Below are 26,508 nucleotides of genomic sequence, written 5' to 3'. Positions count from 1 at the left end.
CTACCTCCCCTCGCTGTCGGCTTTGGCCTGTGCGTTCTGGAAATAGACGATCGGCAGCACCAGGATCAGAAGCAGGATCGTGGCCACCGCCGAAGACACCGGCCAGTCGCGGTTGGCGTTGAATTCGTTCCAGAGCGTCTTGCCGATCATCAATGTTTCGGAGCCACCGAGCAGATCCGGGATAACGAACTCGCCGACGGCGGGGATGAAGACGAGCAGGCAACCGGCAACGACACCCGCTAACGACAGCGGGAACGTCACCCGCCAGAAAGCGGTAAATGGCGTGCAGCCAAGATCAAGCGCGGCTTCCGTCAGGGTGTGGTCCATCTTTTCCAGCGATGAGTAGATCGGCAGCACCATGAACGGCAGGTAGGAATAGACGATGCCGATATAGATCGCCCAATTGGTGTTGAGGATGATCAGCGGCTGATCGATCACACCGATCGAAAGAAGAAACTGGTTGAGCAGTCCCTCGGGCTTCAGGATCGCGATCCAGGCATAGACGCGGATCAGGAAGCTTGTCCAGAACGGCAGGATCACCAGCATCAGCAGCGTCGGTCGGATGGTCTTCGGCGCCTTCGCCATGCCGTAGGCGACGGGATATGCGATCAGCAGCGTCAGGACGGTCGAGATCGCCGCAATCATGACGCTCGACACATAGGCGTTGAAGTAGAGGACGTCCTCGGTCAGCCAGACGTAATTGTCGAAGCTGAACTCCTTCACGTTCTCGATGATGCCCGACAGGCCGCCGACGAGATCGAAGACCGGCGTATAGGGCGGCATCGCCACCGCCGTCTGCGACAGCGAGATGCGGAAGACGATGAAGAAGGGGATCAGGAAGAAAAACAGCAGCCAGGCATAGGGGATGATGATGACGAGGCGGCTGAAGACGGCGGAAGCGAGACGGGACATGATCTCAATCCTTCAGAACGACGCCGGCGTCTTCGCCGAAGGAAATCCAGACTTCCTGGTCATAGCCGAGCGGATCCTCGACGGCGCGCACCGCGTTCAGCGACGACGCCTTGATCACCCGTCCGTCCTTCAGACGAACGTGGAAAACGGTCATGTCGCCGAGATAGCCGATGTCCCAGATCTCGCCTTCGACGGCGTTCACGGGGGCGTGTGCCGGCGGCTGGCGGCTGACCCGGATCTTTTCCGGGCGGATGGCGACTGCCGATTTCGCGCCGGTCGCCGGTGTTTCGGGAGACGCCATGCGGATCGGGAACCCGTTGGTGCCTTCAAGGCGGACATAGCCGCCTTCGGTCCCGGCTACGGCTCCTTCGAAGATGTTCACGTCGCCGATGAAGTCCGCAACGAAGCGAGAATTCGGCGCCTCATAGATCTCGGCCGGGGTCGCGACCTGGATGACCTTGCCGTGGCTCATGACCGCGATGCGGTCGGCCATCGTCATCGCCTCCTCCTGGTCGTGGGTGACGACGACGAAGGTGAGGCCGAGCTCCTGCTGCAGGTCCATCAGCTCGAACTGGGTTTCCTCGCGCAGCTTCTTGTCGAGCGCACCGAGCGGCTCGTCGAGCAGCAACACCTTCGGTCGCTTGGCAAGCGAGCGAGCAAGGGCAACACGCTGGCGCTGACCGCCCGAAAGCTGGTGCGGCTTGCGCTGGGAGAATTTTTCAAGCTTGACGAGCTTCAGCATCTGCTGGACGCGCGCGGCGATGTCCGCCTTCGGCATGCCGTCCTGCTTGAGGCCGAAGGCGATGTTGTTCTCCACCGTCATGTGCGGGAAGAGCGCGTAGGACTGGAACATCATGTTGACGGGTCGGCGATAGGGCGGAATGCCCGCAAGGCTCTGACCGTCAAGAATGATCTCGCCTGAAGTCGGCTGTTCGAAGCCGGCAAGCATGCGCAGAAGCGTCGACTTTCCGCAGCCCGAAGCACCCAGAAGCGCAAAGAACTCGCGTGTGTAGATGTCCAGCGACAGGTCGTCGACAGCGGTGAAGTCGCCGAACCTCTTGGTCACGTTCTTGAAGGAAATGAATGGCTTGGAAGCAGGATCCGCCCAAGGGGCAAAGGACCGCCTGATACTGCCGAGTGACTTCATCATCTATCCCCGAATGATATAGCCGATGGGCACTCTCGTTTTCCCCGGTGCCCCCTTAAGAAAATTGCCCGGATTTTGAGGTCCGGGCAATTCGTTTTCCGCTCTTACTGGCCGGTGACGACCTTGGTCCAGAGTCGGGTCAACACCCTCTGTTGTTTCGCCTCGAAGGGCGTCACGGTGAACAATTTCCGCATCACCGCGTCCGAGGGGTAGATGGCGCTGTCTTCGAGCACCGCCTTGTCCAGAAACTGCTGTGAGGCCTTGTTGCCATTGGCATAGAAGACGTAGTTGGACGCCTTGGCCACGACCTCGGGCTTCATCATGTAGTTGAGGAACGCATGCGCCTCCTCGACATGCTGCGCATCGGCAGGGATCGCCAGCATGTCGAACCACATCTGGGCGCCCTGGGACGGGATCGCATAGTCGACGGTTACACCGGCCTTGGCCTCGGCCGCGCGGTCGCGCGCCTGGAAGACGTCGCCGGAGAAGCCGAGCGCGAGGCAGATGTCGCCATTGGCGAGCGCATTGATATATTCCGACGAGTGGAACTTGCGCACGTAGGGGCGGACACTCGAGAGAAGCTCAGCGGCCTTTTCGAGATCTGCGGCGTCGTGACTGTCCGGATTGAGACCGAGATAGGCAAGCGCGGACGGCATGACATCGGTTGGGGAATCGAGGACGTGGATGCCGCAATCCTTGAACTTGGCCGCCAGCTCCGGCTTGAACAGCACGTCCCAGTTCGGCTTTTCATCGGTGCCGAGGATCGCCTTCATCTTTTCGACGTTGTAGCCGATCCCGGTCGTTCCCCACATGTAGTCGATGGCGTACTCGTTGCCCGGATCGTACTTGGCCGTGCGTTCTGTGATGACGTCCCACATGTTGGACAGGTTCGGCAGCTTCGACTTGTCGAGCTTCTGGAACACGCCGGCAGCAATCTGGCGCTGCAGGAAGGTCGCCGTCGGCACGACGACGTCGTAGCCGGAACCGCCTGCAAGCAGTTTGGTCTCCAGGATCTCGTTGGAATCGAAGACGTCGTAGACGACCTTGATGCCGGTTTCCTTGGTGAAGTCTTCCAGAATGCTGCTGTCGATGTAATCCGACCAGTTATAGACGTTGACCACGCGCTCCTGCGCCGAGGCCAGCATGGTCGAGCCGGCCAGCACGGCTGCCGCCAGGGTTGTGACGATGAGCTTGGACATACAACTCCCCTCTTGGTTTTTCATTTCGGGTCCGGCACGCCGGAACTCCGTGCAATACGCTTCGCTCAGGGCCGGAGGTTAGGCATGTTTGTTGATAACCTCAAGCGCTTTCATGCCAATGCGACGCGCCGTCACGTCTGCCTCACGATTTTCACAAGTCGAGGAAAAACGGGCACTTATGGCGCCAGTCCAGGAGCCCGCCGCCTGTCGACCCGCCTCACCATCGCCGTTGGCCACGCCGCCGCAGCCCGTGGACAGATCACCATTCACGGTTGATTAACCATGATCGCCATGCGATTTTCGCGGCGGTTGTGTATCAGTGTCCGGGTGTTGTCATGGGTGAGCAGGTCGTCAGCGGGAAAAACCGCAGGATCGATCCCAAGGAGTTGAAGCGCCTCTCGGTGCTTGAGCCTCGAAAGGCCCTCATGGCCATCGCCTTCGATTGGGCGGTGATCGCAGCAGCGATCGGGTTCAGCGAGTATGCCGGCAATCCGATCGTCTATCTGCTTGCCGTCGTGCTCATTGCCGGACGCATGCATGCGCTCGGCTGCATGGTCCACGAAGCCGCGCACTATCGCATCATTCGCAATCGCAGGCTTAGCGATTGGATGAGCGATCTGCTGCTCGCATGGCCGGTGCTTGCGACCGTCGACGGCTATCGCCAGAACCATCTCGCCCACCACCAGCACGCCAACACCGACGAGGATCCGGACTGGGCGGCAAAGCTCGGCATGGCGCAGTTCACCTTTCCGCAGAAGCTTGCCCGTGGCATCACGCAGTTGCTTGGCTATCTCGTCGCGGTCAATTCACTGCGCGACTTGCTGCATATGGCCAAGCGCATGGGCAAAAACGACCGCTCGACGCTACAATACAAGCTGGTGCGCCTCGGTTTTTACCTGACGGCGGGCACTATCATCACGCTCCTCGGCCTATGGCAGGAAGTGGCGCTCTATTGGGTTGCGCCATTCCTCACCTTCTTCTGCCTCTTTCTTTATGTGCGCAGCGTCGCGGAGCACTTTGGCAGCATGGATTACGGCGATGAATTGACGAGTTCACGCACGGTCTATCCGCATCAGTGGGAGAAGCTGTTCTTCGCGCCCCACAACATCAACTACCATCTGGAGCATCACCTCTATCCGGGTGTGCCGTTCTATAACCTGCCGGAACTGCATGCGATATTGATGCGCAACAAGGCCTATGCGGACAAGGCCCACATCACCCGCGGCTACACCACTGGGCTCCCGGCCGAATGTTTCGCGCCGGACGCGCCTTTGCTGCCGAACCAGCACCCCGTCAGCTACTGAAAATCGAACACACTGAGCCCGGTCGCCATTTCGTCGAGCCCGAGCGGACGGGTGACGGGCGGCTCGGCGCGCGCAAGACACCCCTGGCGCTCGCACAGACGACAGGCAGCACCGACCGCGATCGCTGACTGCGCCGCGGAACCATAAATGACATCGCCGGCAAAGGACGCCTCGCAAGCGACCAGCAGCGCGGTGCGACGCACCCGTTCGTGAAAGCCGGCCTGTGGTCCATCGAGCGTGCGCGCCACGGTCAGGAACTCGGCGCCGTCAGGCATTTCGACACGCTCGACCAGGATCTGCCCCGGCATCGAGAAGGCGGCGTGGATATTGAGCTTCGGACAGCCGCCGCCGAACTTCGTCTGAGGGAAGCCTGACGCGCCAGCGCGTCGCAGGCGATGGCCGGCGTTGTCGATCTCCATCAGGAAGAACGGAACGCCTTGCGCACCGGGCCGCTGCAACATGGTCAGACGGTTGGCCACCTGTTCGAACGAAACCTGGAACCGGGCGCGCAGCACATCGATATCGTAATTCGCCCGCTGCGCGGCCGCGACGAAGGCGGCATAGGGCATCATCAACGCATGGGCGCCGTAGCGCGCCAGTTCGAAGCGGGCGATGCGGCGCGCCTCGGCGGTTGAAAATCTGAAGGTGCCGAGTTCGGCGGTGATAGCCTCGTGGCAGGCGATCGACACCGCTTCCATGGCGATCTCGCGCAACTGGTCATAGGGCGACAACCGCTCGGAGATGAACAGGCGCATGGAATGCCGGTCGAAGCGCCGGCGCAGATTGGGCATCGCATGCACCGGCAGGCTGCGCACGACGAGGCCGTGCTCCTTCTTCAGCCAGCCCTTAAGCGCAGCCAGGAGATCCTCACCTGGAGCAAGCGTTTCGTGGAACGCCTCGGCGGCGGTCTCGATGCCCGCGAAGTAATTGGGTCGCGCCTCGAAGGTTTCCCGCACCTCGTCCATCGGCAGCCGCGTGCCGGACAGCGCCTCCATATGGCCCTGCCCCGCCAACAGATCGGCAAGATCCTTCAGCCGCGCTGCCTGCTCGCGGTAGGCGCGGTAAAGCTTGACGACGCCGCCGGCCGCATTGGGGGCCGCCTCGGCAACCTCGATCAGCTCCTGGTCGCCCGGCAGTTCGGCGGCCAGCAGCGGATCGGCGAAGACCTCGCGCAGCTGCGTGAGGCTGCCGCCGGTTTCCCCCTGCAGCTCATCGAGATCGACCTTATAGACCGAGGCGAGCTTCAACAGCAGCTGGACCGTCAGCGGCCGCTGGTTGCGCTCGATCAGATTGAGATAGGAAGGCGAGATGCCGAGGGCTTCGGCCATGGCCGTCTGCGTCAAAGACAGGCCGTTGCGGATACGCCGGACGCGCGGACCCGCGAAGATCTTGTTCTCGGCCATTTGTAACTACCTTTACAATTCCGCGATCGCGCCACCATTTACAGTATTTACAAATTTACTGCGCAGACCTGTCAAAGGCAAGACAAGATAACCCTTTTTAACACTTCGCTTTGTTGTTTTCAATGGCTGACTTCCGCAGCGCAATGTAAAAACTGTCACATGAACTCGCAACAGAATGCACCACGAGACGAAAGTCGAATGGATGTCCGAATTTTGACAGGAGGATGTAATGACTGATTTTTACAAGCTGGTTCCGAGCGCACCGCAGGGCCGCTTTGACGGTATCGAACGCCCCTATACCGCCGAGACCGTGAAGCGGCTGCGTGGGTCCGTCGAGATCCGCTATTCGCTCGCCGAAATGGGCGCGAACCGCTTGTGGAAACTCATTCACGAGGAAGACTTCGTCAACGCGCTCGGCGCGCTCTCGGGCAACCAGGCCATGCAGATGGTCCGCGCCGGCCTCAAAGCCATCTATCTCTCGGGCTGGCAGGTCGCTGCCGATGCCAACACCGCCTCGGCAATGTATCCGGACCAGTCGCTCTATCCGGCAAACGCTGCACCGGAACTGGCCAAGCGCATCAACCGCACGCTCCAGCGTGCCGACCAGATCGAGACCTCCGAAGGCAAGGGCCTTTCTGTCGACACCTGGTTCGCACCGATCGTTGCCGACGCAGAAGCCGGCTTTGGCGGCCCGCTCAACGCGTTTGAGATCATGAAAGCCTTCATCGAGGCGGGTGCTGCCGGCGTCCACTATGAGGACCAGCTGGCGTCCGAAAAGAAGTGCGGCCATCTCGGTGGCAAGGTCCTGATCCCGACCGCGGCCCATATCCGCAACCTGAATGCGGCGCGCCTTGCCGCCGACGTCATGGGCACGCCGACGCTGGTCATCGCCCGCACCGATGCGGAAGCCGCCAAGCTTCTGACGTCCGATATCGACGAGCGCGATCGTCCCTTCGTCGACTATGATGCCGGCCGCACGGTCGAAGGCTTCTACCAGGTGAAGAATGGCATCGAGCCCTGCATCGCCCGCGCCGTCGCCTATGCGCCGCACTGCGACCTCATCTGGTGCGAAACCTCCAAGCCGGACCTGGAACAGGCCCGCAAGTTCGCCGAGGGCGTGCACAAGGCACATCCGGGCAAGCTGCTCGCCTACAATTGCTCGCCGTCGTTCAACTGGAAGAAAAACCTGGACGACGCGACCATCGCCAAGTTCCAGCGCGAACTCGGCGCGATGGGCTACAAGTTCCAGTTCATCACGCTTGCCGGCTTCCACCAGCTGAACTTCGGCATGTTCGAGCTTGCCCGCGGCTATAAGGCCCGCCAGATGGCCGCCTATTCGGAGCTGCAGGAGGCGGAATTTGCCGCCGAGGTCAACGGCTACACGGCGACCAAGCACCAGCGCGAAGTCGGCACCGGCTATTTCGACGCCGTTTCATTGGCCATCACCGGCGGCCAATCTTCGACGACCGCCATGAAGGAATCGACCGAGCACGACCAGTTCCGCCCGGCCGCAGAGTGAACGGCAGGGGAGCGCGGCAATCCCTGCCCGCCGCGCTCCCCGAACACTTCAAAACAAACCTCGAACCACAAGGAGAAGTCCAATGACAGTCCAGACACGCGTCAAGGAACGGGCCGAGGAACAGTCTTCGGCGATGACCCCGGACCAACAGGCAGCGATCCGCATGGTCGCCAACGACCTGCACCGCCTCAACCAGTCCGTCATGAAGGCCGTTGATGCCGGCGTTTCGGTCGAGCTGGTACGCTCGGCGCGCCACCATGGCGAGGGCAATTGGGGGGATCTCCTGATCCCGGTCATCGTGACCCAAAGCAGACCATGACGCTCGCCGCAATGACACTGACGATGGCGCTGATCTCGCTCGTCCCAGCCATCCAGTCGCAGCGGCAATTGCAATCTATGATTGCCGGCTGAGCAATTGGGCCACCAGATACCGTGACGCGAAAGCCTTAAATGGCCGGCAGAAACGCCGGCCATTCTGCGTTGTCGGACGAATATCGTATACAACCAAAGCGCGTCGCCTGCTATTTCAAGTTGCTCGAATCGGCCGCAGCTGGCTATATTAGCCAAAGCTACCTGAGGGACAGGCACGCATGTATCGATCGACGAAAGCTGCCGATACGGCCGAATTGACGGACATGATCTACGGCGCCGCCTTCGGAGACTGCGGCTGGCAGGATTTCCTCGATCGGCTGGCAACGACGATGCCCAACGGGCGTTCCGCTCTGCATTACCACGATCTCGCGTCGCCGGCGTCATTCGTGCCCTATGTCTCGGGCTTTACTCCAGAGGCGATCGAGCAGTTCAACAGCCATTTCGCAGCCATCAATCCCTGGATACCGAAATCGGTGCTTGTGCCGGTCGGGCGCGGTCTCTCCGGCGAGGACATCGTCGCACGCAAGGACTTGCTCAAATCGGAATTCTACCATGACTGGCTCAAGCGCCAGACCGACTGCGAAACCACCGTCGGCGTGACCATTGTGCGCAGCCCGACGCGCACGCTGCTGATATCGACCTGCACGTCGTCCACCGACGAAGACCTCAACCAGCAGGCAGCAGATCAATATACGGCCCTTGCTCCCCACCTGAAACGCGCCTTCGACTTCCTGCGCCGACGCGACCTGATGATGGCCGAGCAGCATGAAGGCCGGACTTTGCTCGACACGATCGGCGTCGGCGTCATCTATGTCGGTGACAATCTGCGCATTCGCTCGATGAACGAAAATGCCGCGCGGATGACGGCAGGCGGCGCGCCGTTCCGAGTGACCGTCAACGGGCGCCTGCTCATGGGCGAAGCGGAGGCCAGCGTTGCGCTGGGGCTCCTGGCTTGGCCGATCGGCAGCGCCACACAGCCCCAGGTCCGCATCGTCAGGACCTCCGAAGGCAACGCCTTTCGCGTTACGCTGATCCGGCGTGGCTCCAGCATCTTCACCGAACTGCTCGAAGGACCGACGGTTGCCGTGCTGATCGAACCTGCCAGTGCAGTCGCCGGCGAACAGCGCCTGGACCATCTGAAGGACCACTACGGGCTGACGCCTGCGGAAATACGTATCGCGTCGGGCATCGCCGCAGGGCTGACGTTGAAGGAAATGTCGCGCGCCAACTGCGTCAGCTACGAGACGATCCGCACGCAGCTGAAGAGTGTCTATGCCAAGACCCGGGTCAATTCGCAGGCCGCGCTGATCAAGCTTCTGATGCGCTGAGAACAAGCCGCCCGACCTAGTGTCTTCTGAAACGCGTTCTAGCCGCGGCGGGGTCGCTTACCGGCAAAGACGTCGGCGTGACTGCGCAGAAGCCTGGTCATGCGATCGACGACCGTGCGTATCTCCCTGCGATGCCTGTCCTCGTTGTTCATCACGATCCATTGCCGATGCCGCAGTGCTGCAATCTCTTCGCCGGCCCGCTCCAGCAACGGATCGAGGTCGCCGACGAAACAGGGAAGCACCGCGCATCCGGCACCGGCGCGCGCCAGATCGAGCAGTGAGCGCGGTCGCGTGACGGTGGCGACAATCCGTCGTTCCGCCCGCCCCTCCTCCTGCTCGCGGGGCCAGCGAAGATAGGCCGAGATTGCGTCCTCCTCGGCGACCGCCACCCATCGGGCGTTGGCGGCCGGCGGTGCATTTCTTTGGCGATAGGCAGCATAGGCGACGTCGCCGACGGGGCTTGCCGCCAGATAGCTTTCCTCCGGCTCGAAAGCGCGGATCCCGATATCCGTCTCACGGTAGGCGAGGCTTGCGCGTGTTTCACCGATGGTCAAAGCCAGGCTGAAACCGTCCTTCTCGCTGCAAAGTGCGGGAAAATTCTCAGCCAGCAACCAGGCGATCCAGGTACCGACGGTAATGCGGATGGTTGCCCCCTCGCCCTCGCGCCGCCAACTTTCGACCCGTCGGGCCGCTGCTTCCATTTCCTGCAGTTGATCGAAGAGAAGCTCGCCCTCGCCCGTGAGCTGGTAGCCGGTCTGGCTGCGCAGAAACAATGCTCGGCCCGTGCGCTCCTCAAGCTCCAGCATCCGCCTGCCAATGGTGGCCGGGCTCGAGCCGAGCGCCTGCGCGGCCCCGGTGAGACCGCCGGTGCGCGCCACGCTCATGAAACAGCGATAAATATCCCAATCCAGGTCTTTCATGAATGAAAAACATAGGCGGAAATCGAGTGTATGTAAAACAGACTTTGATGCATAAAAGAAGGGATGCCCATCACACGAGGAGCATCACAATGGATACGATGGCAATGGTCTTTATCGTCGACCTGGCCCTGAAGAACCGCCGCTGGGACGAGGATTTCGATCCGAAGCCGCCGGGGCTGCTGAAACGCATTCTTTGCGCCGTGACAGCGACGATCGCCGCAAGCCGGGCAAGGCGTCCGACCGCGGATGAAAAATGCACCGCGCAGCCCTGCGGCCACGCGGTGCAATATTAGCCCCAGCCTTGTTATATCGCGCACCAAGCATCGGCCTGCCGTGCGCTTGACCGGATGCGGGACTTCGTTCCCGCATCCGGTGATCCGTCAGGCGGCTTAAGCCGCCCGATAGTTGCCGTAGTCGTCCGCTTCCGGCTCCAGCCGGAACTGCTCTACCAGCATCATCAGCGTGTCGGCCTGCTGGGCGAGCGCGCTGCTTGTCGCTGTCGCCTCTTCCACCATCGACGCGTTCTGCTGGGTCATCTGGTCCATCTGGTTGACGGAACCGTTGACCTCGTTCAGCGCCACGGCCTGGTCGCGGCTTGCGGTCGCGATCATTTCCACATGCTGGCTGACGATCACGATCTGCTGGCTGATCGAGGCGAGCACGGCACCCGTCTCCTTGACCAGATGCGAGCCGGCATTGACCTCGTTGGTCGACTTGTTGATGAGGCCCTTGATCTCGCGCGCAGCTTCCGCGGAACGTTGCGCCAATTCGCGCACTTCCTGGGCGACGACGGCAAAGCCCTTGCCGGCTTCGCCCGCACGCGCCGCTTCAATGCCGGCGTTGAGCGCCAGAAGGTTGGTCTGGAAGGCGATGTCGTCGATCACCTCGATGATCTGCTCGATCTGGCGTGAGGCGTCCTCGATCCGTCCCATGGCGGCGATCGCGTTGGTGACCACGGCCGCCGAGCTGTCGGCGCTGCGCTTGGTCTGGATCACCGCCTGATTGGCTTCGCCGGCGCGTTCAGCCGACGAGCGCACCGTGACGGTGATCTGGTCGACGGCGGCGGCCGTCTCTTCAAGCGATGCAGCCTGGGCCTCGGTCCGCTTGGAAAGCGAATCTGCGGCATGATGCATGTCGGCGCCGCTGCGCTGGATCGCCTGGGCGTTGCCGCGGATCTGCGCCAGCGTGTCCTGCAGGCGGATCAGCGAACCGTTGAAGTCCTGGCGCAGCTGTTCGAGGCGACCGTGGAACGGAATGTCGATCTGGCGCGAGAGATCGCCCTGGGCCAGGCGGCCAAGTCCGGCGGCCAGTTCGCTGACAGCCAGGTCGATCTGGCGGTCGAGTTCGCGCTTCTCCTGGTCGTTGCGGCTGCGTTCGTCTTCAGCACGGCTGCGCTGTTCTTCACTTTCGGCCTCGATGCGGACCTTGGAAAGCGCGTTCTCCTTGAACACGCCAAGGGCGCGCGCCATGTCGCCGATTTCGTCGCGGCGAGCGTCACCGTCGATCGCGGTGTCGAGGCGGCCGTCGGCGAGACGGCGCATCGCCGCGGTGATCTGGCCAATCGGCTTTTTGAGCGTCAGCGTCAGGGCGATACCGGCAAGCAGTGCAATGATCACGCCGGCAACGGTGGCGGCGACGGAGATCTGGTTGGCTTCCTGACGCTCAGTGCCGGCGGCAACCTTTTGCTGCTCGGCAAACACGGTCAGATCGGTCCAGATCTGATTGATGGATTGGCCGGCGGCATCGAAGTCGGCAGTCCGCTTGACCGTGATTTCGACGAGGGCGGCTGCATCCTTCTTCATCGCAGTCAGGATCGGCATCAGCGTGTCGGCGATCTTGTCGAAGGAGGCGCCGTCACTGGCAACGCCACGCAGCGTCGCCATGTTCTGCTGGACGGCGAGCGACTTGTCGAGCAGCTTCTGACGGTTGCCTTCGTTCGTCACGCCCATGAAGGTGGCGGCCGAAATCTGGATATCGGTGATCGAGGAGGACAGCCGGCGGGTGGCGGTGAGCACCGATTCCGTCGTGACGATCTGTTCGTCGAGTTCGGCGAAAATCCGGGTCGCGTCGCGCATCTTGCCTACGGATGCCGCTTCCAGGCGGAAGCTCGCTGTGCGGAAGCGGTCGACGTATTTGGAGATGCCTGCAAGCGTTTCAGGGCCGGCCGGCGCCTTCAGGATAGCGCCGATCTCGCTCGAGGCCGACGTGATGGTTTCGGCGAGCGACTTCTCGTCCTTGGGCAGGAGGCGGAAGATGTCGCGCTCGGTGCGACCGATCATCGGAAAGCGTTCCTTGACCGCCTTCAGCTTGTCGTCAACGGTAATCGCCTTGCTGACCTCGGTACCGAATTCGTTGAAGAAGCGGCTTGCGCGCATCAGCTTTTCAGCTTCGCGCAGCATGGTCTTGGCGGCATTCTCGCTCTTGCGCACCGCATATTGCAGCCGATTCGACTCCTCGTTGATCTTGGCGCGCTCGATGAGCAGCGCGTCGAGGTTCGCGTTCATGGCCGTGCGCAGGTCCTGCTCGCCGACATGCAGCGTCCAGAGACCACCGATGCGCGCCTCGATGTCGGTTGTCGCAGCGATCGCCGCCTTCAGTTCGTCCTGGCCGTTCTGGCCGGCGACCTGCGCTGCCGTCTCGGAGAGCACGTCCTTCTGGGTGGAAATCGTCGCCTGAACCGCGTCGCGCGTTTCTTCGGTCGTCGAATGCAGGAAGGCATTCATGCCCGCGTAGACATCCTTGAAGCCGCTCAATGTCCTAAGCACGCTGTTGGAAATCTCCATGCGGCCCTGAAGCAGGCCGGATGCATAGAGACCGGTGATGCCGACGGCACAGATGCTGACGACGAAGGGCAGGATGAAAAACAGCACCTTCGTCTGGATCTTGAAACGGGCAAGAATTCTATCGATGAACATGAAAACACCTCGGCTCGCAGCTCGCATTCGCCTCCCCTGGCGGCTCGCTCAGTTTTCGCGTTCACGGACGGACGTGAAGGTGCGAACGATCGAGAGCCACCCGATGCGCAAACAGGCTGATGTTTTTCGAAAAAGTCATGCGGCGCACGCCGCCAGTCCGTCAGCAATCATTGCGGGACCGCGCCACCTCCCCGGCAGCGAAGTCCTGACGGAACTCACTCGGTCGCAATATTCATTTTGAACGATTAAAAATTGTATAAGCTTCAGGCCCGCGACGGAAATTCGCAAGCAGCGTGTGGGCGCGTCATTCGCGCCCACGGACCGGCCAACTGCGGGCCGATCACCTGTGATCAGAACCAGAGAGCCGGGAGGGTCGCGAGCGCGGCAACGGCAAAGAAAGCGATCAGAGCGAGACGCGTGATGACCGCCTTCTGCTGACGGCTTTCATCGGTGCGGGCGATCGCTATAGCGCGGGGACGGCGGCGTGTTTGGTTCATGGCATCATGTCCTTGTCACATCGACCGGCAACGATCGGCCCGGATGAACCGGCTTGCCAGTCACCATCATATTGCAGCCATGCGGTGGCGGAGGAAAGTCAAAAAAATGGAAACAGTGTGATTTCCGTTTCCGCGACAATCCGGCTGCACCAACTGTCGGCTGTGCCGACCAGAATTAGGTTGAGTGATATCCGTTAACAATCGCTAAAGTTCATCCACCCAAAACCGGGATGACTAGGCTTCCTGCCCAGCCGCAAAGCCCGATGCCCAGGCCCACTGAAAATTGTAGCCGCCGAGCCAGCCGGTGACGTCGACACATTCGCCGATGAAGTAAAGACCCGGAACCGTCTTTGCCTGCATCGTCCTGGAATCGAGCCCGTTCGTGTCGACGCCGCCGAGCGTAACCTCGGCCGTACGGTAGCCCTCCGAGCCGGCAGGCTTGATCGCCCAGGCCTGGATCGAGGCGGCAAGCTGATTGATCGCCTTGTCCGAGAGATCGGCAAGCTGACGGCCCGTCAGCTTTGCCCCGTCGGCGAAGAACTGCGCGAGCCGGCGCGGCAGGATATCGCCAAGCGCCGTCTGCACCGCCTGCTTTCCATGGCTGCGTCTGATATCCTTGAGGATCGAGGCAATGTCGATATCAGGCATCAGCCGGAGCACGATTTCCTCGCCCTCGCGCCAAAAGGACGAGATCTGCAGGATCGCCGGACCGCTCAGGCCGCGATGGGTGATCAGCACCGCCTCGCGGAAGGCTGTCTTTCCCGAACGGGCCTCAGCGTCCGCTGCAACGCCGGCCAGTTCCCCGACCGTTTCGAGTTGCGCCGGATCGAGCGTCAGTGGCACGAGACCCGGTCGGGTTTCGATCATGGCGAGCCCGAACTGCTCGGCAACCCGGTAGGCAAATCCCGTCGCCCCCATCTTCGGGATCGACTTGCCGCCGCTGGCAATCACCAGCGACTGCGCATCGACAGGCCCGTCATCCGTCGTCACGCGAAAGCCCGCCCCGTGACGCTCGACGCTTTCGATCGACGTCTCCAGGCGCAGCTCAGTATTCACATCGCGCATTTCGGCTAGCAACATCTTGATGATGTCCTTGGCCGAATGGTCGCAGAACAGCTGGCCAAGCGTCTTTTCGTGCCAGGAAATGCCGTGCTTTTCGACCAGGGCAAGGAAATCGCGCGGCGTGTAGCGGGCAAGCGCCGACTTGCAGAAATGCGGATTGGCCGACAGGAAGTTCTTCGGCCCCGCATGGATGTTGGTGAAGTTGCAGCGGCCGCCGCCGGAGATGCGGATCTTTTCGCCAGGCGCCTTGGCGTGGTCGAGCACAGCCACACGGCGTCCGCGTTTGCCTGCCTCGATGGCGCACATCATGCCGGCCGCACCGGCGCCAATGATCACCACATCTTTCTTCTCAGCCACGAAACACCTCGGACACGTTTGCCTTTCCTTGTCCGGTGGCAAAGGAGAAAGTCAATGGTAGGCCCATCTAGCCAATTGCCAATCTGTGGTTATGATGCGTCATCCGAAGCCAAAACCGGTGATTTATGCCCTCAAAGAGAAGTGCTGCCCAACAAACAACGAAAATCAGCAAAACTTCGAAAATACCCCCCGCCCTCCACTCCCTGCGCGGCGTGAAGACCTGGAAGGAAGCCACGGACTGGCTCAAGATCCGCGGCATCGAAGACGTCGAATGCATCACGCCCGACCTTGCAGGTGTCCCTCGCGGCAAGATGATGCCGACCTCGAAGTTCACCTCCAACACGTCCCTGGCGCTGCCATCGGCCGTCTACCGCCACACGATTTCGGGCGAGTATCCCGACGAGACTGGCCAGTTCCGCTACGATTCCCGCGACAGCGACATCAAGCTCGTTCCCGACCTTTCGACACTCTCGGTCGTACCCTGGGAGACCGACCCGACGGCGCAGGTGATCTGCGACATCGTCGGCTCGCAGGGCGAGCAGATCAGCTATACGCCCCGCAACGTGCTGAAGCGCGTGGTCGATCTCTACAAGCAGAAGGGCTGGAAGCCGGTCGTAGCCCCTGAGATCGAATTCTATCTCGTTGCCACCAATGACGATCCCGACTATCCCCTGCATCCGCCGAAAGGCCGCTCCGGTCGCTCGATCCTCGGCGGCCAGGGCTATTCGATCGCCGGCATCAACGAATTCGACGAACTGATCGACGACATCTACCACTTCTCCGAGAAGCAGGGTCTCGAGATCGACACGCTGATCCACGAGGAAGGCCCGGCGCAGCTCGAGATCAACCTTCGCCACGGCGATCCGATCGAGCTTGCCGACCAGGTGTTCCTGTTCAAGCGCACCATCCGCGAGGCGGCGCTGAAACATGGCATCTACGCCACCTTCATGGCGAAACCCATGCAGGGCCAGCCCGGCTCGGCGATGCACATCCACCAGTCGGTGGTCGAGATCAACACCGGCCGCAACCTGTTTTCAAACCCCGACGGATCGGCATCGAAGGAGTTCTTCCACTTCATCGGCGGCATGCAGCACTACGTGCCGCGCACGCTGGTGATGATGGCGCCCTATGTGAACTCCTTCCGCCGGCTGACGCCCGACATGTCGGCGCCGGTCAACACCGCCTGGGGTTACGACAACCGTACGACCGCCTTCCGCATTCCGGTGTCGGAGCCGGTCGCCCGGCGCATCGAGAACCGGTTGCCGAGCTCGGACGCCAACCCCTATCTGGCGCTCGCGGCCTCGCTCGCCTGCGGCTATCTCGGCATTATCGAACAGCGGGAACCGACGGCACCGACCGAGGACACGGCCAATGAGGGCGAGATCGACCTGCCCCGCGGCCTGCTCGAAGCCGTGGCGCTCTTGGAATCGGCACCGTCGCTTGCCGACGTGCTGAGCCCCGAGTTCATCGCCATCTATGCCGGCGTCAAACGTGGCGAGTTCGAGACCTTCATGCAGGTCATCAGCCCCTGGGAACGCGAATTCCTGCTTCTCAACGTCTGATCTCAGAGGTTCTCCATGCCTTGGCAAAGCCCGATCTCGCCCGGTTTCTCCTGGTATGAGGCGACCGTTCCGGATCGACCGGAGTATCCGGTCATGCCGGGATCGCGAAAAGCCGACGTCGCGATCATCGGCGGCGGCTACACCGGGCTGCAAGCCGCCCTGAACCTCGCAAGACAGGGCGTCGACGTGACCCTGATCGACGCCTGTCGCTTCGGCGACGGTGCCTCTGGCCGCAATGGCGGCCAGTTCGGCACGGGCCAGCGGGCATGGGCGGAAGAGACGGAGGAAAGCCTCGGCCATGAACGGGCGCAGGCGCTGTTTACCATGGCCGAGAACGCCAAGCGCTATGTGCTCGACTTCGCCAGCGCTAACGAGATCGACATCGAGTTCGTGCCAGGCCAGCTTTCGGTCGGCCACAAACAGAGCTTGGAGAAAGACTATCGCGATCATGCCGAGGCGATGGCGACACGCTTCGGCTATCCGCATCTCTCGTTCATGGAGCGCGAGGAGACCGCAAGTCGCCTCGGATCGAGCCACTACCATTTCGGCATTCGCGATACTGGCACCGGCCATATACACCCGATGAAGCTGCTGGTCGGCCTTGCCAAACAGGCCGCGATTGCCGGCGCCAACCTCTTCGAGCAGACGAAAGCCCTGAAGATCGACCGGAATTCGGGCGGGATCGTCATCACCACCGACCGTGGCACGATCACTGCCGACCGCGTGCTTGTCGCCTGCAACGCCTATATTGGCAATCTGGAGCCGGTGAGCGCCAGCCACGTCATGCCGATCCGCTCCTTCATCGGCGCAACGAGCGTGCTTTCCGATCATCCCGACGTCATCCCCGGCGGCGAGTCGGTCGACGATTCGCGTTTCGTCGTGCGCTACTTCCGCAAGTCGAAGGACGGGCGGCTGCTCTTTGGCGGCCGCGAAGCCTATACGGCCGACAATCCGCTGGATATCTCGACCCATATCCGCCGGCAGATCAGCGAGATCTATCCGCAACTCGCCAATGTCGAGATCACCCATGCCTGGGGCGGCTCGGTCGGCATTACCATGCCGCGCACGCCCTTCTGTCGCGAAGTGATGCCGGGCGTCACCTCGATCGGCGGCTATTCCGGCCACGGCGTGATGCTTTCCAACTATTGCGGCAAGCTTTATGCGGACCTGGTCCTTGGCAAGGATACCGAGCTCGATCTGTTGAAAGCCCTGAAAATCCCGGCTTTTCCAGGCGGCACGCGGTTCCGCTCCGCCCTTCTCTTCCTCGCCCTAAGCTGGTACGCATTACGCGACAGGTTCTGATAAGCGCTTGCGGCGGCATTTTATTGCGCCGCACCCTAGCGCGTTTAAATCGATTAGATTATATGTGTCCGTGACCTGAACAGATCGAGATATCCCATGAGCAGCCAGATCATTCCCGTCGAACCATTTGATTATGTGGTGTTCGGGGGCACCGGCGATCTTGCCGAGCGCAAGCTGTTGCCAGCGCTCTATCACCGGCAGCTGGAAGGCCAGATTACCGAACCGACCCGCATCATCGGCGCGTCGCGCGCAGCGCTCAGCCATGAGGAATATCGCAAGTTCGCCGTCGATGCCTTGAAAGAACATCTCAAGGCCGACGAATACAAGGAAGAGGAAGTCGCCAAGTTCGCGGCACGGCTCTTTTATGTTTCCGTCGATGCCAAGTCCGACCAGGGCTGGGACACGCTGAAGAAGCTGCTCGAAGAGGGCAAGGAGCGCATCCGCGCCTTCTATCTCGCGGTCGGACCGGCGATCTTCGGTGACATCTCCGAAAAGATCCGCGACCACAAGCTGATCACCAAGACCACCCGCATCGTCGTCGAAAAGCCGATCGGCCGCGACCTCGCGTCCGCGACCGAACTCAATGACACCATCGGCAAGGTCTTCCGCGAAGAGCAGATCTTCCGCATCGACCACTATCTCGGCAAGGAGACGGTGCAGAACCTGATGGCGCTGCGGTTTGCCAATGCGCTCTATGAGCCGCTGTGGAACTCCGCCCATATCGACCACGTGCAGATCACCGTGTCGGAAGCCGTCGGGCTTGAAAACCGCGCCGGCTACTACGACAAGGCTGGCGCGCTTCGCGACATGGTGCAGAACCATATCCTGCAGCTCGTCTGCTTCGTCGCCATGGAAGCGCCGACCTCGATGGACGCCGAAGCGGTCCGCGACGAGAAGCTGAAGGTGCTGCGCGCGCTCAAGCCGATCACATCCTCCAACGTCGAGCAGGTGACGGTGCGCGGCCAGTACCGCGCAGGCGCCTCTGCCGGCGGCCCGGTCAAAGGCTACCTCGAAGAGCTTGAAGGCGGCGTTTCCAACACCGAGACCTTCGTGGCGATCAAGGCCGAGGTCAGCAACTGGCGCTGGGCGGGCGTGCCCTTCTACATTCGCACCGGCAAGCGCCTTGCCGGCCGCATGTCGGAAATCGTCATCACCTTCAAGCAGATCCCGCACTCGATCTTCGACAACAATGCCGGGCGCATCTCGGCCAACCAGCTGGTCATTCGCCTGCAGCCGAACGAAGGCGTGAAGCAGTCGCTGATGATCAAGGACCCGGGCCCCGGCGGCATGCGCCTGCGCAACGTTTCGCTGGACATGAGCTTTGCCGAGGCCTTTGCCGTGCGCAATGCGGACGCTTACGAGCGGCTGCTGTTCGACGTCGTGCGCAACAACCAGACGCTGTTCGTGCGCCGCGACGAAGTCGAGGCAGCATGGAAATGGGTCGACCCGATCCTGAAAGCCTGGGAGGAAACCGGGCAGCAGGTCCAGGGCTATACTGCCGGCACCTGGGGCCCGAGCCAGTCGATCGCGTTGATCGAACGGGACGGCCGCACCTGGAACGATGCGATATAGGTGCGCCGATGACGACAACGCTTCATACATTCGAAAACGGTGCAGCACTGGCGGAGGGCCTCGCCGATGCCGTCAGCCGCACCCTTTCCGCCGGCATCAAGGCGCGCGGTTCGGCGAGCATCGCCGTGTCCGGCGGCTCGACGCCCAAGGCCTTCTTTCGGGCGCTCTCCAACAGGGACATCGCCTGGGACAAGGTGACGATCACGCTTGTCGACGAACGTTTCGTGCCACCGGAAAGTGACCGCTCCAATCACGGCCTCGTTGCCGCCAACCTGCTTCAGGGCAAGGCGGCTGCGGCCACATTCCTGCCGCTCTATCATTCTGCCCCCTCGGCCGACGCCGCAGCGGAGATCGCCAGCCGCGAAACCGCGGCTGTCGGCTCACCGTTCGATGTCGCGATCCTCGGCATGGGCACGGACGGGCACACGGCGTCGTTCTTCCCCGGCGGGTCACAGCTTGAGCGGGCGATCGATCCGGCGACGCCGCGCGGTGTGATCACGATGGAAGCGGAAGGCGCCGGCGAGACCCGGCTGACCCTCACCTTCGCCAGCCTTCAGGATGCGCGGCTTCTGGTGCTGCACATCGAAGGTGAAGGCAAGAAGACCGTTCTCGCCAAGGCCGAAGAGGCCGGTGACGAGAAGGACATGCCGATCCGTGCGATGCTGCGCCGTGCCGCATCGCCGGTTGAAATCTACTGGGCGCCCTAGATTACAGTGATGTCGGGCCGAACAGGCCCGACGGAAAGCTGGAAGCACCTGCAACCCGTGGCGCGCCCCGCGGGAACGCGCAAGTGTTTCCAAGACCATGCCGGGACGCGACTTGCGCTCTCCCAAGCTCGCCGCGCTCCGGACCGATGACTGGATGAAGATGAGGAGTCGTGAGGACTCCGGAACAGGATTGACCATGTCCGCCGATTCCCGCATTGCCGCAATCACCGCTCGCATCGTCGAGCGCTCGAAACCGCACCGCGAGCCCTATCTCGATCGCGTTCGCCGGGCAGCATCCAGCGGTCCGCACCGCAGCGTGCTTGGCTGCGGCAACCTTGCGCACGGATTTGCCGTCTGTTCCCCCGCCGAGAAGGTGGCGCTCGCCGGCGACCGCGTGGCTAATCTCGGCATCATTACCTCCTACAATGACATGCTCTCGGCGCACCAGCCATTCGAGACCTACCCGGCCCTGATCCGCGAGGCAGCGCGCGAGGCGGGCGGCGTCGCGCAGGTTGCCGGCGGCGTGCCTGCGATGTGCGACGGCGTCACGCAGGGGCAGCCGGGCATGGAACTGTCGCTGTTTTCCCGCGACCTGATCGCCATGTCCGCCGGCATCGGCCTCTCCCACAACATGTTCGATTCGACCGTCTATCTCGGCGTCTGCGACAAGATCGTACCGGGCCTCGTCATCGCAGCGCTCACCTTCGGCCACCTGCCTGCGATCTTCGTTCCGGCAGGGCCGATGACGACGGGACTGCCGAACGACGAGAAGGCGCGGGTCCGCCAGCTGTTTGCCGAAGGCAAGGTCGGCCGCGAAGAACTGCTCGAGGCAGAGTCCAAATCCTATCACGGCCCTGGCACCTGCACCTTCTACGGCACCGCCAATTCCAACCAGATGCTGATGGAGATCATGGGCTTCCACCTGCCCGGCGCCTCCTTCATCAATCCCGGCACGCCGCTGCGCGACGCGCTGACCAAGGAAGCCGCCAAGCGGGCTCTCGCGATCACCGCGATGGGCAACGAGTTCACGCCGGCCGGCGAAATGATCGACGAGCGCTCGATCGTCAACGGCGTCGTCGGCCTGCATGCGACCGGCGGTTCGACCAACCACACCATGCACATTGTCGCTATGGCGCGTGCCGCCGGCATCGTGCTCACCTGGCAGGACATTTCCGAGCTTTCGGACATTGTGCCGCTGCTTGCGCGCGTCTATCCGAACGGGCTTGCCGACGTAAACCACTTCCACGCCGCCGGCGGCATGGGCTTCCTGATCAGCCAGCTGCTTCGCGGCGGCCTGCTGCACGACGATGTCCGCACCGTCGTCGGCCAGGGCCTTGACGCCTACAAGATCGACGTCCGTCTCGGCGCCGATGGCAACGTCGAGCGCGTGCCGACGCCGAAGGAGAGTGCGGACCCGAAGGTGCTCGCAACCATCGACCATCCGTTCCAGCATACGGGCGGCCTGAAAATGCTGACCGGCAATCTCGGCAAGGCCGTTATCAAGATTTCCGCCGTCAAGCCGGACCGCCACATCATCGAGGCCCCGGCCAAGATCTTCCATGACCAAAGCGAACTGAACGCTGCCTTCAAGGCCGGCAAGCTCGAGGGCGATTTCGTCGCCGTCGTTCGCTTCCAGGGCCCGAAGGCGAATGGCATGCCCGAACTGCACAAGCTGACGACCGTGCTCGGCATCCTGCAGGACCGCGGCCAGCGCGTCGCCATCCTGACGGACGGGCGCATGTCGGGCGCATCGGGCAAGGTGCCTGCGGCGATCCACGTGACGCCGGAGGCCAAGGACGGCGGCCCGATCGCTCGCATCCAGGAAGGCGATATCGTCCGCATCGACGCAGTCGCTGGCACGATCGAGGTGCTGGTCGAGGAGATCGCGCTGAAGACGCGCGTGCCGGCGCATGCCGATCTCTCGGACAACGAATTCGGCATGGGCCGAGAGCTGTTTGCGCCGTTCCGCGCAATCGCGGGTGCGGCCGATCACGGGGCGAGCGTTCTCTTCCACTAGAGAGCCTCTGCGCACGCAGAGATCCCGAGAGACAGAACGCCGCTCCCTCGGAGCGGCGTTTGTCATTAGATCCATTCGAACGGTGTTGCGACGAGGCCGCTTACGGCAACGGGCCAGGGAACATGTCGTTGCGGCCGTCGTAGCGCTCGATTTCAAGCGCGAAGACATCAACGCCCTCAATGCAGCGCGCATTGATCGAGACCTTGTTGTCCGGATAGCCGCTACGCAGCACCGGCGCGCCGCAGGTCGGGCAGAACTGGTGACCCTCATTGAGACCGCGCCAGATGTAGCTGGTGAGGCGACGCTTCTCGGTGAGCAGCTTTACGTTGGCTGCGTCCACCTTCCAATGCAGGAAACCCGAACGGCGGCAGGTCGAGCAATTGCAGTCGACAAGACCGGCGAGCTCCTCGTCAACCTCGAAAGCGATATCGCCGCAATGGCAGGAAAGCCGATAGGGTCGCTGCATGGTGCCGGTCCTCGTCTGCTGAAATGGACGCAACCATTCCTTGCAGCAGCGGCGCAGTCAAGCCCGCGCTCCAGTCTCAGCGATAGATGTCGAGCGTCCGGTTGCGGTGGTTCGGGTGGGTGCTGTAGACGAAGATGCGGTTGAGGTCGCGGTCGGTCAAAAGCCGCAGGAAGCGCGCTTCGACGATGTTGTTCGCATGCACCCGCTTCAACAGGCAGCCGACCATCTGGATGCGCGCGCTTGGAATATCCAGATAGAAATTCTGCGGCAACTGGTACTTGGTGAGGATGCCGAGCACGGCGCCGCTCTTCGACAGCTTGATGATCTCGCAGCGGCGCGAGCTCAACTGCGTCATGCCCTTCTCGGTATACTCGATGCGCGCCTCATTCCGCGTGTCCTCCATCGCGAAACTGGTCTCGCGATCGTACATGAAGGACTCTTCCTTATTCAGGAAGTGCTGCTGCAAGACAGGTGCCGCCCCGTTCATCGAAATGCCTTTCCATATCCCCTTTTGATACAGACTAGCGGCAGAGATTTAACAGACGGTTCGATCCGGCGATGAGATGAAAAACCGCCCGGAAAACCGGGCGGGACGAGGTGAAGAAAAGGATTCTTGGTTACGCAATTCCAAACGGAAATCGCTGCGCACTTTTCCTGGACTTGGTCGTCTACGTCGCAACTCCGGACGGAAAACCGCTTCGCACTTTTCCTGGACTTGGTCGCCTAAGTCGCAACTCCGGACGGAAAACCGCTTCGCACTTTTCCTGGAGTTGCTTTAGACGCGATAGCTGCGCCCGTCGGCGTTGAACAGGTGCAGCTTCGCCTTGTCGGCGGTGAAGCGAACCTTGTCGCCGCGATGCACCGGCAGGATGCCCGGGATCTTCGCGATGATCGGCTCCTTGTCGACCAGACCTTCGATGTAGAGCAGCGTGACTTCGCCGAGCGCCTCGACGATGGCGACCGTACCTTCGAACAGGAAATCCTCACCGGTCGTCGTCTGCAGGTCCTCGGGCCGAACGCCGAAGCTCGCCGTCTTGCCGTTCTGCGATCCGTCCGTCGGGATATCGAGCGTGACGCTCTTGCCGCCGGTCAGCTTTACCGTCGTCTGCGCACCGGTGGCGGTGATCGTCGAGGGAATGATGTTCATCGCCGGCGAGCCGATGAAGCGCGCGACGAAGAGGTTGGCCGGACGTTCGTAAAGCTCGAGCGGGGCGCCGACCTGCTCGATATGCCCCTGCGACAGCACCACGATGCGGTCGGCAAGCGTCATCGCCTCCACCTGGTCGTGGGTGACGTAGATCATCGTGGTATCCGCCATCTGTTCGCTGAGCTTGGCGATCTCGATGCGGGTGGCGACGCGAAGGGCGGCGTCGAGGTTCGACAGCGGCTCGTCGAAGAGGAAGACCTTCGGGTCACGGCAGATCGCGCGGCCGATGGCGACGCGTTGGCGCTGGCCACCGGACAGCGCCTTCGGCAACCGGTCGAGATACTTGGTGAGCTGGAGGATATCGGCGGCGTTGCGCACGCGACGATCGATCTCCTCCTTCGTCTCCTTGGCGATGCGCATGCCGAAGGCCATGTTGTCGTAGACGGTCATGTGCGGGTAGAGCGCGTAGGACTGGAACACCATGGCGATGCCGCGCTTCGACGGCGGCACGGTGTTGACCCGTTCGCCGTCGATGAACATGTCGCCGCCGGTGATTTCTTCCAGACCCGCGATCATGCGCAGAAGCGTCGACTTTCCGCAGCCGGACGGGCCGACGAAGACGATGAACTCGCCCTGCTTGATGTCGAGATTGATGCCGTGGATGACATCGACCGCGCCGTAGGACTTGCGGATATCTTTAAGCAGCAGACCTGTCATTGCACCCTCCCCTTCGGTTCTTCCCGTCAGTTCTTCGTCTCATCAGAGCCAGCCGACCTTCACACCAGCCGCGCGAAATAAGCGCCCCAAGCAGGCATGCTGACCGTTCTGTCCTTCACCTCGGCTTTGAAGCCGTGCCCTTCGAGTGCTGCCATCGGTTCGTTCGGCAGTGTGGCCGTCGCCGGCGCGCCACTCATGTTGAACAGGCAGAAAAGCTTCTCGTTGCCGTGGCTCCTGACAAAGGCGAGCACGGGTCCGTCCGTGCTTACGAACTCGATCTCGCCCTTGGCGAAAGCCGGATGCGCTTTGCGGAAATGCAGGAAGCGACGGTAGTGTTCGAGCACCGACGCCTCATTACCCTGTTGTGCGGACACGGCGCGTGTCAGATGTTCTGAGGGAACCGGCAGCCAGGGCTTCGCACTGCCGAAGCCGCCGTTGACTGCGGAACCATCCCAAACCATCGGCGTGCGGCAGCCATCGCGGCCCTTGAAATCGGGCCAGAACTGGATCCCATAGGGATCTTTCAGATCTTCATAGGCAAGCTCGGCTTCTGACAGCGCCAGTTCCTCGCCCTGGTAGATGCAGACCGAGCCGCGCAGCGACATCAACAGGCTTGCAAGCAGCTTGGCATGCGCGTCGCGATCGGCAACGCCGGCGCCCCAGCGGCTCACATGGCGCACGACGTCATGGTTGGAGAAAGCCCAACAGGCCCAGCCTTCGGGGGCCGCCTTCTGGAAATTGCGCAGAACCTCGGCAACTGTCGCCGGCGTCGGCGGCTCCGGCGCCAGGAATTCGAAGGCGTAGCACATCTGCATCTTGTCGCCGCCGGAGGTGTATTCACCGGCAATCTCCAGGCCACGCTGGCTGTCGCCCACCTCGCCGACTGCGGCGATTGCCGGGAACTCGTCCATGACGGCGCGGAAGCGCTTCAGGAATTCCAGGTTCTCCGGCTGGTTCTTGTCATAGAGATGTTCCTGGTAGTTGTACGGGTTGACCGCAGGGGCCGTCTGCGCGTTGCGGCGCTCCGGCACCAGCGCCGGATTGTCGCGCAGCTGCTTGTCGTGGAAGTAGAAGTTGATCGTGTCGAGACGGAAGCCGTCGACGCCGCGCTCCAGCCAGAAACGCTCGACGCCAAGCAGTGCGTCCTGGACTTCCGGATTGTGCAGGTTGAGGTCCGGCTGCGAGGTCAGGAAGTTGTGCAGATAATACTGCAGTCGCGTCGGATCCCAGGCCCAGGCCGAACCGCCGAAGATCGACAGCCAGTTGTTAGGCGGCGTGCCATCGGGCTTGGAGTCGGCCCAGACATACCAGTCGGCCTTGGCATTCGTCCTGCTCGACCGGCTTTCGACGAACCAGGGATGCTGGTCCGCGGTGTGCGAGAGGACGAGGTCGATCATCACCCGGATGCCGAGGCGGTGCGCCTCGGCGATGACGGCATCGAAATCAGCAAGCGTGCCGAAGATCGGGTCGACATCGGTGTAGTTGGAGACGTCGTAACCGAAGTCCTTCATCGGCGAGGTGAAGAATGGCGAAATCCAGATTGCGTCGGCACCAAGGGCGGCGATATGCGGCAACCGGGCAACGATGCCCTTGAGGTCGCCGATCCCGTCGCCATTCGAGTCCTGGTAGGAGCGCGGATAGATCTGATAGATCACCGCGCCGCGCCACCAGTCCCGATCGGCCTGCAATGTGGAAGTGCTCATTTCGGTCATGCTCATTGTCTCTGGAAGTCCTTGGATGTCAGCCGCCCTTGACCGAACCCGCCAGCAGGCCGCGCACGAGATAGCGCTGCAGGCTGAAGAAGACGATCAGCGGAACGATGATGGTAATGAAGGCGGAGGCCGTCAGGATCTCCCAGTTGCCGCCGCGTGAGCCGAGCAGGTTGACGAGCCGGCCAGTCAGGACCAGCTCATCGGGGCCGGCGCCCAGGAACACGATCGCGACCAGCAGGTCGTTCCAGGTCCACAGGAACTGGAAGATCGCGAAGGAGGCGAGCGCCGGGAAGGACAGCGGCAGGATGATCTTGACGAAGATATCGAAATCGCTGGCGCCGTCGACGCGGGCGGATTCCATGATTTCGCGC

24 protein-coding genes are annotated in these 26,508 nt (G+C 62.0%); 11 read left to right on the top strand and 13 right to left on the bottom strand.

Annotated elements, in window-relative coordinates; all coding sequences use genetic code 11:
* From VGO04_RS03460 to VGO04_RS03450, 3 genes are all read right to left on the bottom strand, one after another.
* Positions 1 to 912 carry an ABC transporter permease subunit gene (locus VGO04_RS03460; RefSeq protein WP_327494560.1) on the bottom strand — a complete coding sequence of 304 codons (912 nt, stop codon included), beginning with the start codon at positions 910 to 912 and terminating at the stop codon, positions 1 to 3.
* 4 nt (positions 913 to 916) lie between these two features.
* Entirely contained in the window at positions 917 to 2,059 is a 1,143-nt protein-coding gene (locus tag VGO04_RS03455) for an ABC transporter ATP-binding protein (RefSeq protein WP_327494559.1), read from the bottom strand.
* A 104-nt stretch (positions 2,060 to 2,163) separates the two neighbouring features.
* On the bottom strand, positions 2,164 to 3,258 hold the full coding sequence (locus VGO04_RS03450; protein ID WP_414650506.1) for a polyamine ABC transporter substrate-binding protein: 1,095 nt from the start codon (positions 3,256 to 3,258) through the stop codon (positions 2,164 to 2,166).
* A gap of 84 nt (positions 3,259 to 3,342) precedes the next feature.
* On the opposite strand from VGO04_RS03450, the gene VGO04_RS03445 reads away from it, so the two are divergent.
* The gene (locus VGO04_RS03445) at positions 3,343 to 3,534 is read left to right on the top strand and encodes a hypothetical protein (protein WP_327494558.1); all 192 of its coding nucleotides are present in this window, start codon (positions 3,343 to 3,345) and stop codon (positions 3,532 to 3,534) included.
* 59 nt (positions 3,535 to 3,593) lie between these two features.
* The gene (locus VGO04_RS03440) at positions 3,594 to 4,562 is read left to right on the top strand and encodes a fatty acid desaturase family protein (protein WP_327494557.1); all 969 of its coding nucleotides are present in this window, start codon (positions 3,594 to 3,596) and stop codon (positions 4,560 to 4,562) included.
* On the opposite strand, the gene VGO04_RS03435 is transcribed toward VGO04_RS03440, so the two are convergent.
* A complete protein-coding gene (locus VGO04_RS03435; RefSeq protein WP_327494556.1) occupies positions 4,556 to 5,965 on the bottom strand; it encodes a helix-turn-helix domain-containing protein in 1,410 nt (469 codons plus the stop codon). The two genes, VGO04_RS03440 and VGO04_RS03435, sit on opposite strands and share 7 nt — an antisense overlap.
* A gap of 229 nt (positions 5,966 to 6,194) precedes the next feature.
* Here VGO04_RS03435 and aceA point away from each other — a divergent pair, with 229 nt between their 5' ends.
* The 3 genes from aceA (at position 6,195) to VGO04_RS03420 (ending at position 9,184) form a co-directional block, all read left to right on the top strand.
* Positions 6,195 to 7,484 (top strand): isocitrate lyase, encoded by a 1,290-nt coding sequence (aceA, locus tag VGO04_RS03430; protein WP_327494555.1) that lies wholly within the window; start codon positions 6,195 to 6,197, stop codon positions 7,482 to 7,484.
* A gap of 82 nt (positions 7,485 to 7,566) precedes the next feature.
* Entirely contained in the window at positions 7,567 to 7,803 is a 237-nt protein-coding gene (locus VGO04_RS03425) for a hypothetical protein (protein ID WP_327494554.1), read from the top strand.
* A gap of 271 nt (positions 7,804 to 8,074) precedes the next feature.
* Entirely contained in the window at positions 8,075 to 9,184 is a 1,110-nt protein-coding gene (locus tag VGO04_RS03420) for a helix-turn-helix transcriptional regulator (protein WP_327494553.1), read from the top strand.
* A 38-nt stretch (positions 9,185 to 9,222) separates the two neighbouring features.
* Here VGO04_RS03420 and VGO04_RS03415 read toward each other — a convergent pair whose 3' ends face one another.
* A complete protein-coding gene (locus tag VGO04_RS03415; RefSeq protein WP_327494552.1) occupies positions 9,223 to 10,104 on the bottom strand; it encodes a LysR family transcriptional regulator in 882 nt (293 codons plus the stop codon).
* Positions 10,105 to 10,193: 89 nt separating this feature from the next.
* Between VGO04_RS03415 and VGO04_RS03410 the strand changes: the two genes are divergently transcribed.
* On the top strand, positions 10,194 to 10,397 hold the full coding sequence (locus VGO04_RS03410; RefSeq protein ID WP_327494551.1) for a hypothetical protein: 204 nt from the start codon (positions 10,194 to 10,196) through the stop codon (positions 10,395 to 10,397).
* A 96-nt stretch (positions 10,398 to 10,493) separates the two neighbouring features.
* Here the strand turns inward: VGO04_RS03410 and VGO04_RS03405 are convergent, their stop codons facing one another.
* The 3 genes from VGO04_RS03405 to VGO04_RS03395 all read right to left on the bottom strand — a co-directional run bounded on the left by VGO04_RS03405 (position 10,494) and on the right by VGO04_RS03395 (position 14,935).
* Entirely contained in the window at positions 10,494 to 13,019 is a 2,526-nt protein-coding gene (locus VGO04_RS03405; RefSeq protein WP_327494550.1) for a HAMP domain-containing methyl-accepting chemotaxis protein, read from the bottom strand.
* Positions 13,020 to 13,369: 350 nt separating this feature from the next.
* Positions 13,370 to 13,516, bottom strand: a complete 147-nt coding sequence (locus VGO04_RS03400) for a hypothetical protein (protein WP_327494549.1) — start codon at positions 13,514 to 13,516, stop codon at positions 13,370 to 13,372.
* A 234-nt stretch (positions 13,517 to 13,750) separates the two neighbouring features.
* Positions 13,751 to 14,935, bottom strand: coding sequence for an NAD(P)/FAD-dependent oxidoreductase (locus tag VGO04_RS03395; protein ID WP_327494548.1), 1,185 nt, complete (start codon positions 14,933 to 14,935; stop codon positions 13,751 to 13,753).
* Positions 14,936 to 15,060: 125 nt separating this feature from the next.
* Between VGO04_RS03395 and VGO04_RS03390 the strand changes: the two genes are divergently transcribed.
* The 5 genes from VGO04_RS03390 (at position 15,061) to edd (ending at position 22,095) form a co-directional block, all read left to right on the top strand.
* Positions 15,061 to 16,497, top strand: coding sequence for a glutamine synthetase family protein (locus VGO04_RS03390; protein WP_275022772.1), 1,437 nt, complete (start codon positions 15,061 to 15,063; stop codon positions 16,495 to 16,497).
* A 15-nt stretch (positions 16,498 to 16,512) separates the two neighbouring features.
* Complete coding sequence (locus VGO04_RS03385; protein WP_327494547.1) at positions 16,513 to 17,799, top strand: FAD-binding oxidoreductase; 1,287 nt, start codon at positions 16,513 to 16,515, stop codon at positions 17,797 to 17,799.
* Positions 17,800 to 17,895: 96 nt separating this feature from the next.
* Entirely contained in the window at positions 17,896 to 19,371 is a 1,476-nt protein-coding gene (gene zwf / locus VGO04_RS03380) for a glucose-6-phosphate dehydrogenase (protein WP_327494546.1), read from the top strand.
* 8 nt (positions 19,372 to 19,379) lie between these two features.
* Complete coding sequence (gene pgl, locus VGO04_RS03375; RefSeq protein WP_327494545.1) at positions 19,380 to 20,078, top strand: 6-phosphogluconolactonase; 699 nt, start codon at positions 19,380 to 19,382, stop codon at positions 20,076 to 20,078.
* 196 nt (positions 20,079 to 20,274) lie between these two features.
* The gene (gene edd, locus VGO04_RS03370; RefSeq protein WP_327494544.1) at positions 20,275 to 22,095 is read left to right on the top strand and encodes a phosphogluconate dehydratase; all 1,821 of its coding nucleotides are present in this window, start codon (positions 20,275 to 20,277) and stop codon (positions 22,093 to 22,095) included.
* A gap of 100 nt (positions 22,096 to 22,195) precedes the next feature.
* On the opposite strand, the gene VGO04_RS03365 is transcribed toward edd, so the two are convergent.
* From VGO04_RS03365 to VGO04_RS03345, 5 genes are all read right to left on the bottom strand, one after another.
* Complete coding sequence (locus VGO04_RS03365; RefSeq protein WP_327494543.1) at positions 22,196 to 22,561, bottom strand: Gfa-like protein; 366 nt, start codon at positions 22,559 to 22,561, stop codon at positions 22,196 to 22,198.
* Between the two features lie 76 nt (positions 22,562 to 22,637).
* On the bottom strand, positions 22,638 to 23,048 hold the full coding sequence (locus tag VGO04_RS03360) for a hypothetical protein (RefSeq protein WP_327494542.1): 411 nt from the start codon (positions 23,046 to 23,048) through the stop codon (positions 22,638 to 22,640).
* A gap of 288 nt (positions 23,049 to 23,336) precedes the next feature.
* Positions 23,337 to 24,425 (bottom strand): sn-glycerol-3-phosphate ABC transporter ATP-binding protein UgpC, encoded by a 1,089-nt coding sequence (locus VGO04_RS03355; protein ID WP_327494541.1) that lies wholly within the window; start codon positions 24,423 to 24,425, stop codon positions 23,337 to 23,339.
* 59 nt (positions 24,426 to 24,484) lie between these two features.
* On the bottom strand, positions 24,485 to 26,137 hold the full coding sequence (locus VGO04_RS03350; protein WP_414650505.1) for an alpha-glucosidase family protein: 1,653 nt from the start codon (positions 26,135 to 26,137) through the stop codon (positions 24,485 to 24,487).
* A 28-nt stretch (positions 26,138 to 26,165) separates the two neighbouring features.
* Positions 26,166 to 26,508 (bottom strand): carbohydrate ABC transporter permease (locus VGO04_RS03345; RefSeq protein ID WP_327494539.1); only part of this gene is annotated, 343 nt, incomplete at its 5' end.

Source organism: Ensifer sp. (genome assembly GCF_035999185.1).
Taxonomy (GTDB): Bacteria; Pseudomonadota; Alphaproteobacteria; order Rhizobiales; family Rhizobiaceae; genus Ensifer.
Note: the sequence above shows the minus strand (reverse complement) of the source record. Positions and strands in the feature narration are given on the sequence as shown.

Bases quoted from the DNA above. Each gene is read 5' to 3' on its own strand.
- VGO04_RS03390 (WP_275022772.1), top strand. From the start codon at position 15,061: ATGCCCTCAAAGAGAAGTGCTGCCCAACAAACAACGAAAATCAGCAAA.
- VGO04_RS03445 (WP_327494558.1), top strand. From the start codon at position 3,343: ATGTTTGTTGATAACCTCAAGCGCTTTCATGCCAATGCGACGCGCCGT.
- VGO04_RS03420 (WP_327494553.1), top strand. From the start codon at position 8,075: ATGTATCGATCGACGAAAGCTGCCGATACGGCCGAATTGACGGACATG.
- edd (WP_327494544.1), top strand. From the start codon at position 20,275: ATGTCCGCCGATTCCCGCATTGCCGCAATCACCGCTCGCATCGTCGAG.
- VGO04_RS03415 (WP_327494552.1), bottom strand. From the start codon at position 10,104: ATGAAAGACCTGGATTGGGATATTTATCGCTGTTTCATGAGCGTGGCG.
- VGO04_RS03455 (WP_327494559.1), bottom strand. From the start codon at position 2,059: ATGAAGTCACTCGGCAGTATCAGGCGGTCCTTTGCCCCTTGGGCGGAT.
- VGO04_RS03435 (WP_327494556.1), bottom strand. From the start codon at position 5,965: ATGGCCGAGAACAAGATCTTCGCGGGTCCGCGCGTCCGGCGTATCCGC.
- pgl (WP_327494545.1), top strand. From the start codon at position 19,380: ATGACGACAACGCTTCATACATTCGAAAACGGTGCAGCACTGGCGGAG.
- VGO04_RS03365 (WP_327494543.1), bottom strand. From the start codon at position 22,561: ATGCAGCGACCCTATCGGCTTTCCTGCCATTGCGGCGATATCGCTTTC.
- VGO04_RS03450 (WP_414650506.1), bottom strand. From the start codon at position 3,258: ATGTCCAAGCTCATCGTCACAACCCTGGCGGCAGCCGTGCTGGCCGGC.
- VGO04_RS03400 (WP_327494549.1), bottom strand. From the start codon at position 13,516: ATGAACCAAACACGCCGCCGTCCCCGCGCTATAGCGATCGCCCGCACC.
- aceA (WP_327494555.1), top strand. From the start codon at position 6,195: ATGACTGATTTTTACAAGCTGGTTCCGAGCGCACCGCAGGGCCGCTTT.
- zwf (WP_327494546.1), top strand. From the start codon at position 17,896: ATGAGCAGCCAGATCATTCCCGTCGAACCATTTGATTATGTGGTGTTC.
- VGO04_RS03440 (WP_327494557.1), top strand. From the start codon at position 3,594: ATGGGTGAGCAGGTCGTCAGCGGGAAAAACCGCAGGATCGATCCCAAG.
- VGO04_RS03405 (WP_327494550.1), bottom strand. From the start codon at position 13,019: ATGTTCATCGATAGAATTCTTGCCCGTTTCAAGATCCAGACGAAGGTG.
- VGO04_RS03425 (WP_327494554.1), top strand. From the start codon at position 7,567: ATGACAGTCCAGACACGCGTCAAGGAACGGGCCGAGGAACAGTCTTCG.
- VGO04_RS03460 (WP_327494560.1), bottom strand. From the start codon at position 912: ATGTCCCGTCTCGCTTCCGCCGTCTTCAGCCGCCTCGTCATCATCATC.
- VGO04_RS03350 (WP_414650505.1), bottom strand. From the start codon at position 26,137: ATGACCGAAATGAGCACTTCCACATTGCAGGCCGATCGGGACTGGTGG.
- VGO04_RS03355 (WP_327494541.1), bottom strand. From the start codon at position 24,425: ATGACAGGTCTGCTGCTTAAAGATATCCGCAAGTCCTACGGCGCGGTC.
- VGO04_RS03410 (WP_327494551.1), top strand. From the start codon at position 10,194: ATGGATACGATGGCAATGGTCTTTATCGTCGACCTGGCCCTGAAGAAC.
- VGO04_RS03385 (WP_327494547.1), top strand. From the start codon at position 16,513: ATGCCTTGGCAAAGCCCGATCTCGCCCGGTTTCTCCTGGTATGAGGCG.
- VGO04_RS03360 (WP_327494542.1), bottom strand. From the start codon at position 23,048: ATGAACGGGGCGGCACCTGTCTTGCAGCAGCACTTCCTGAATAAGGAA.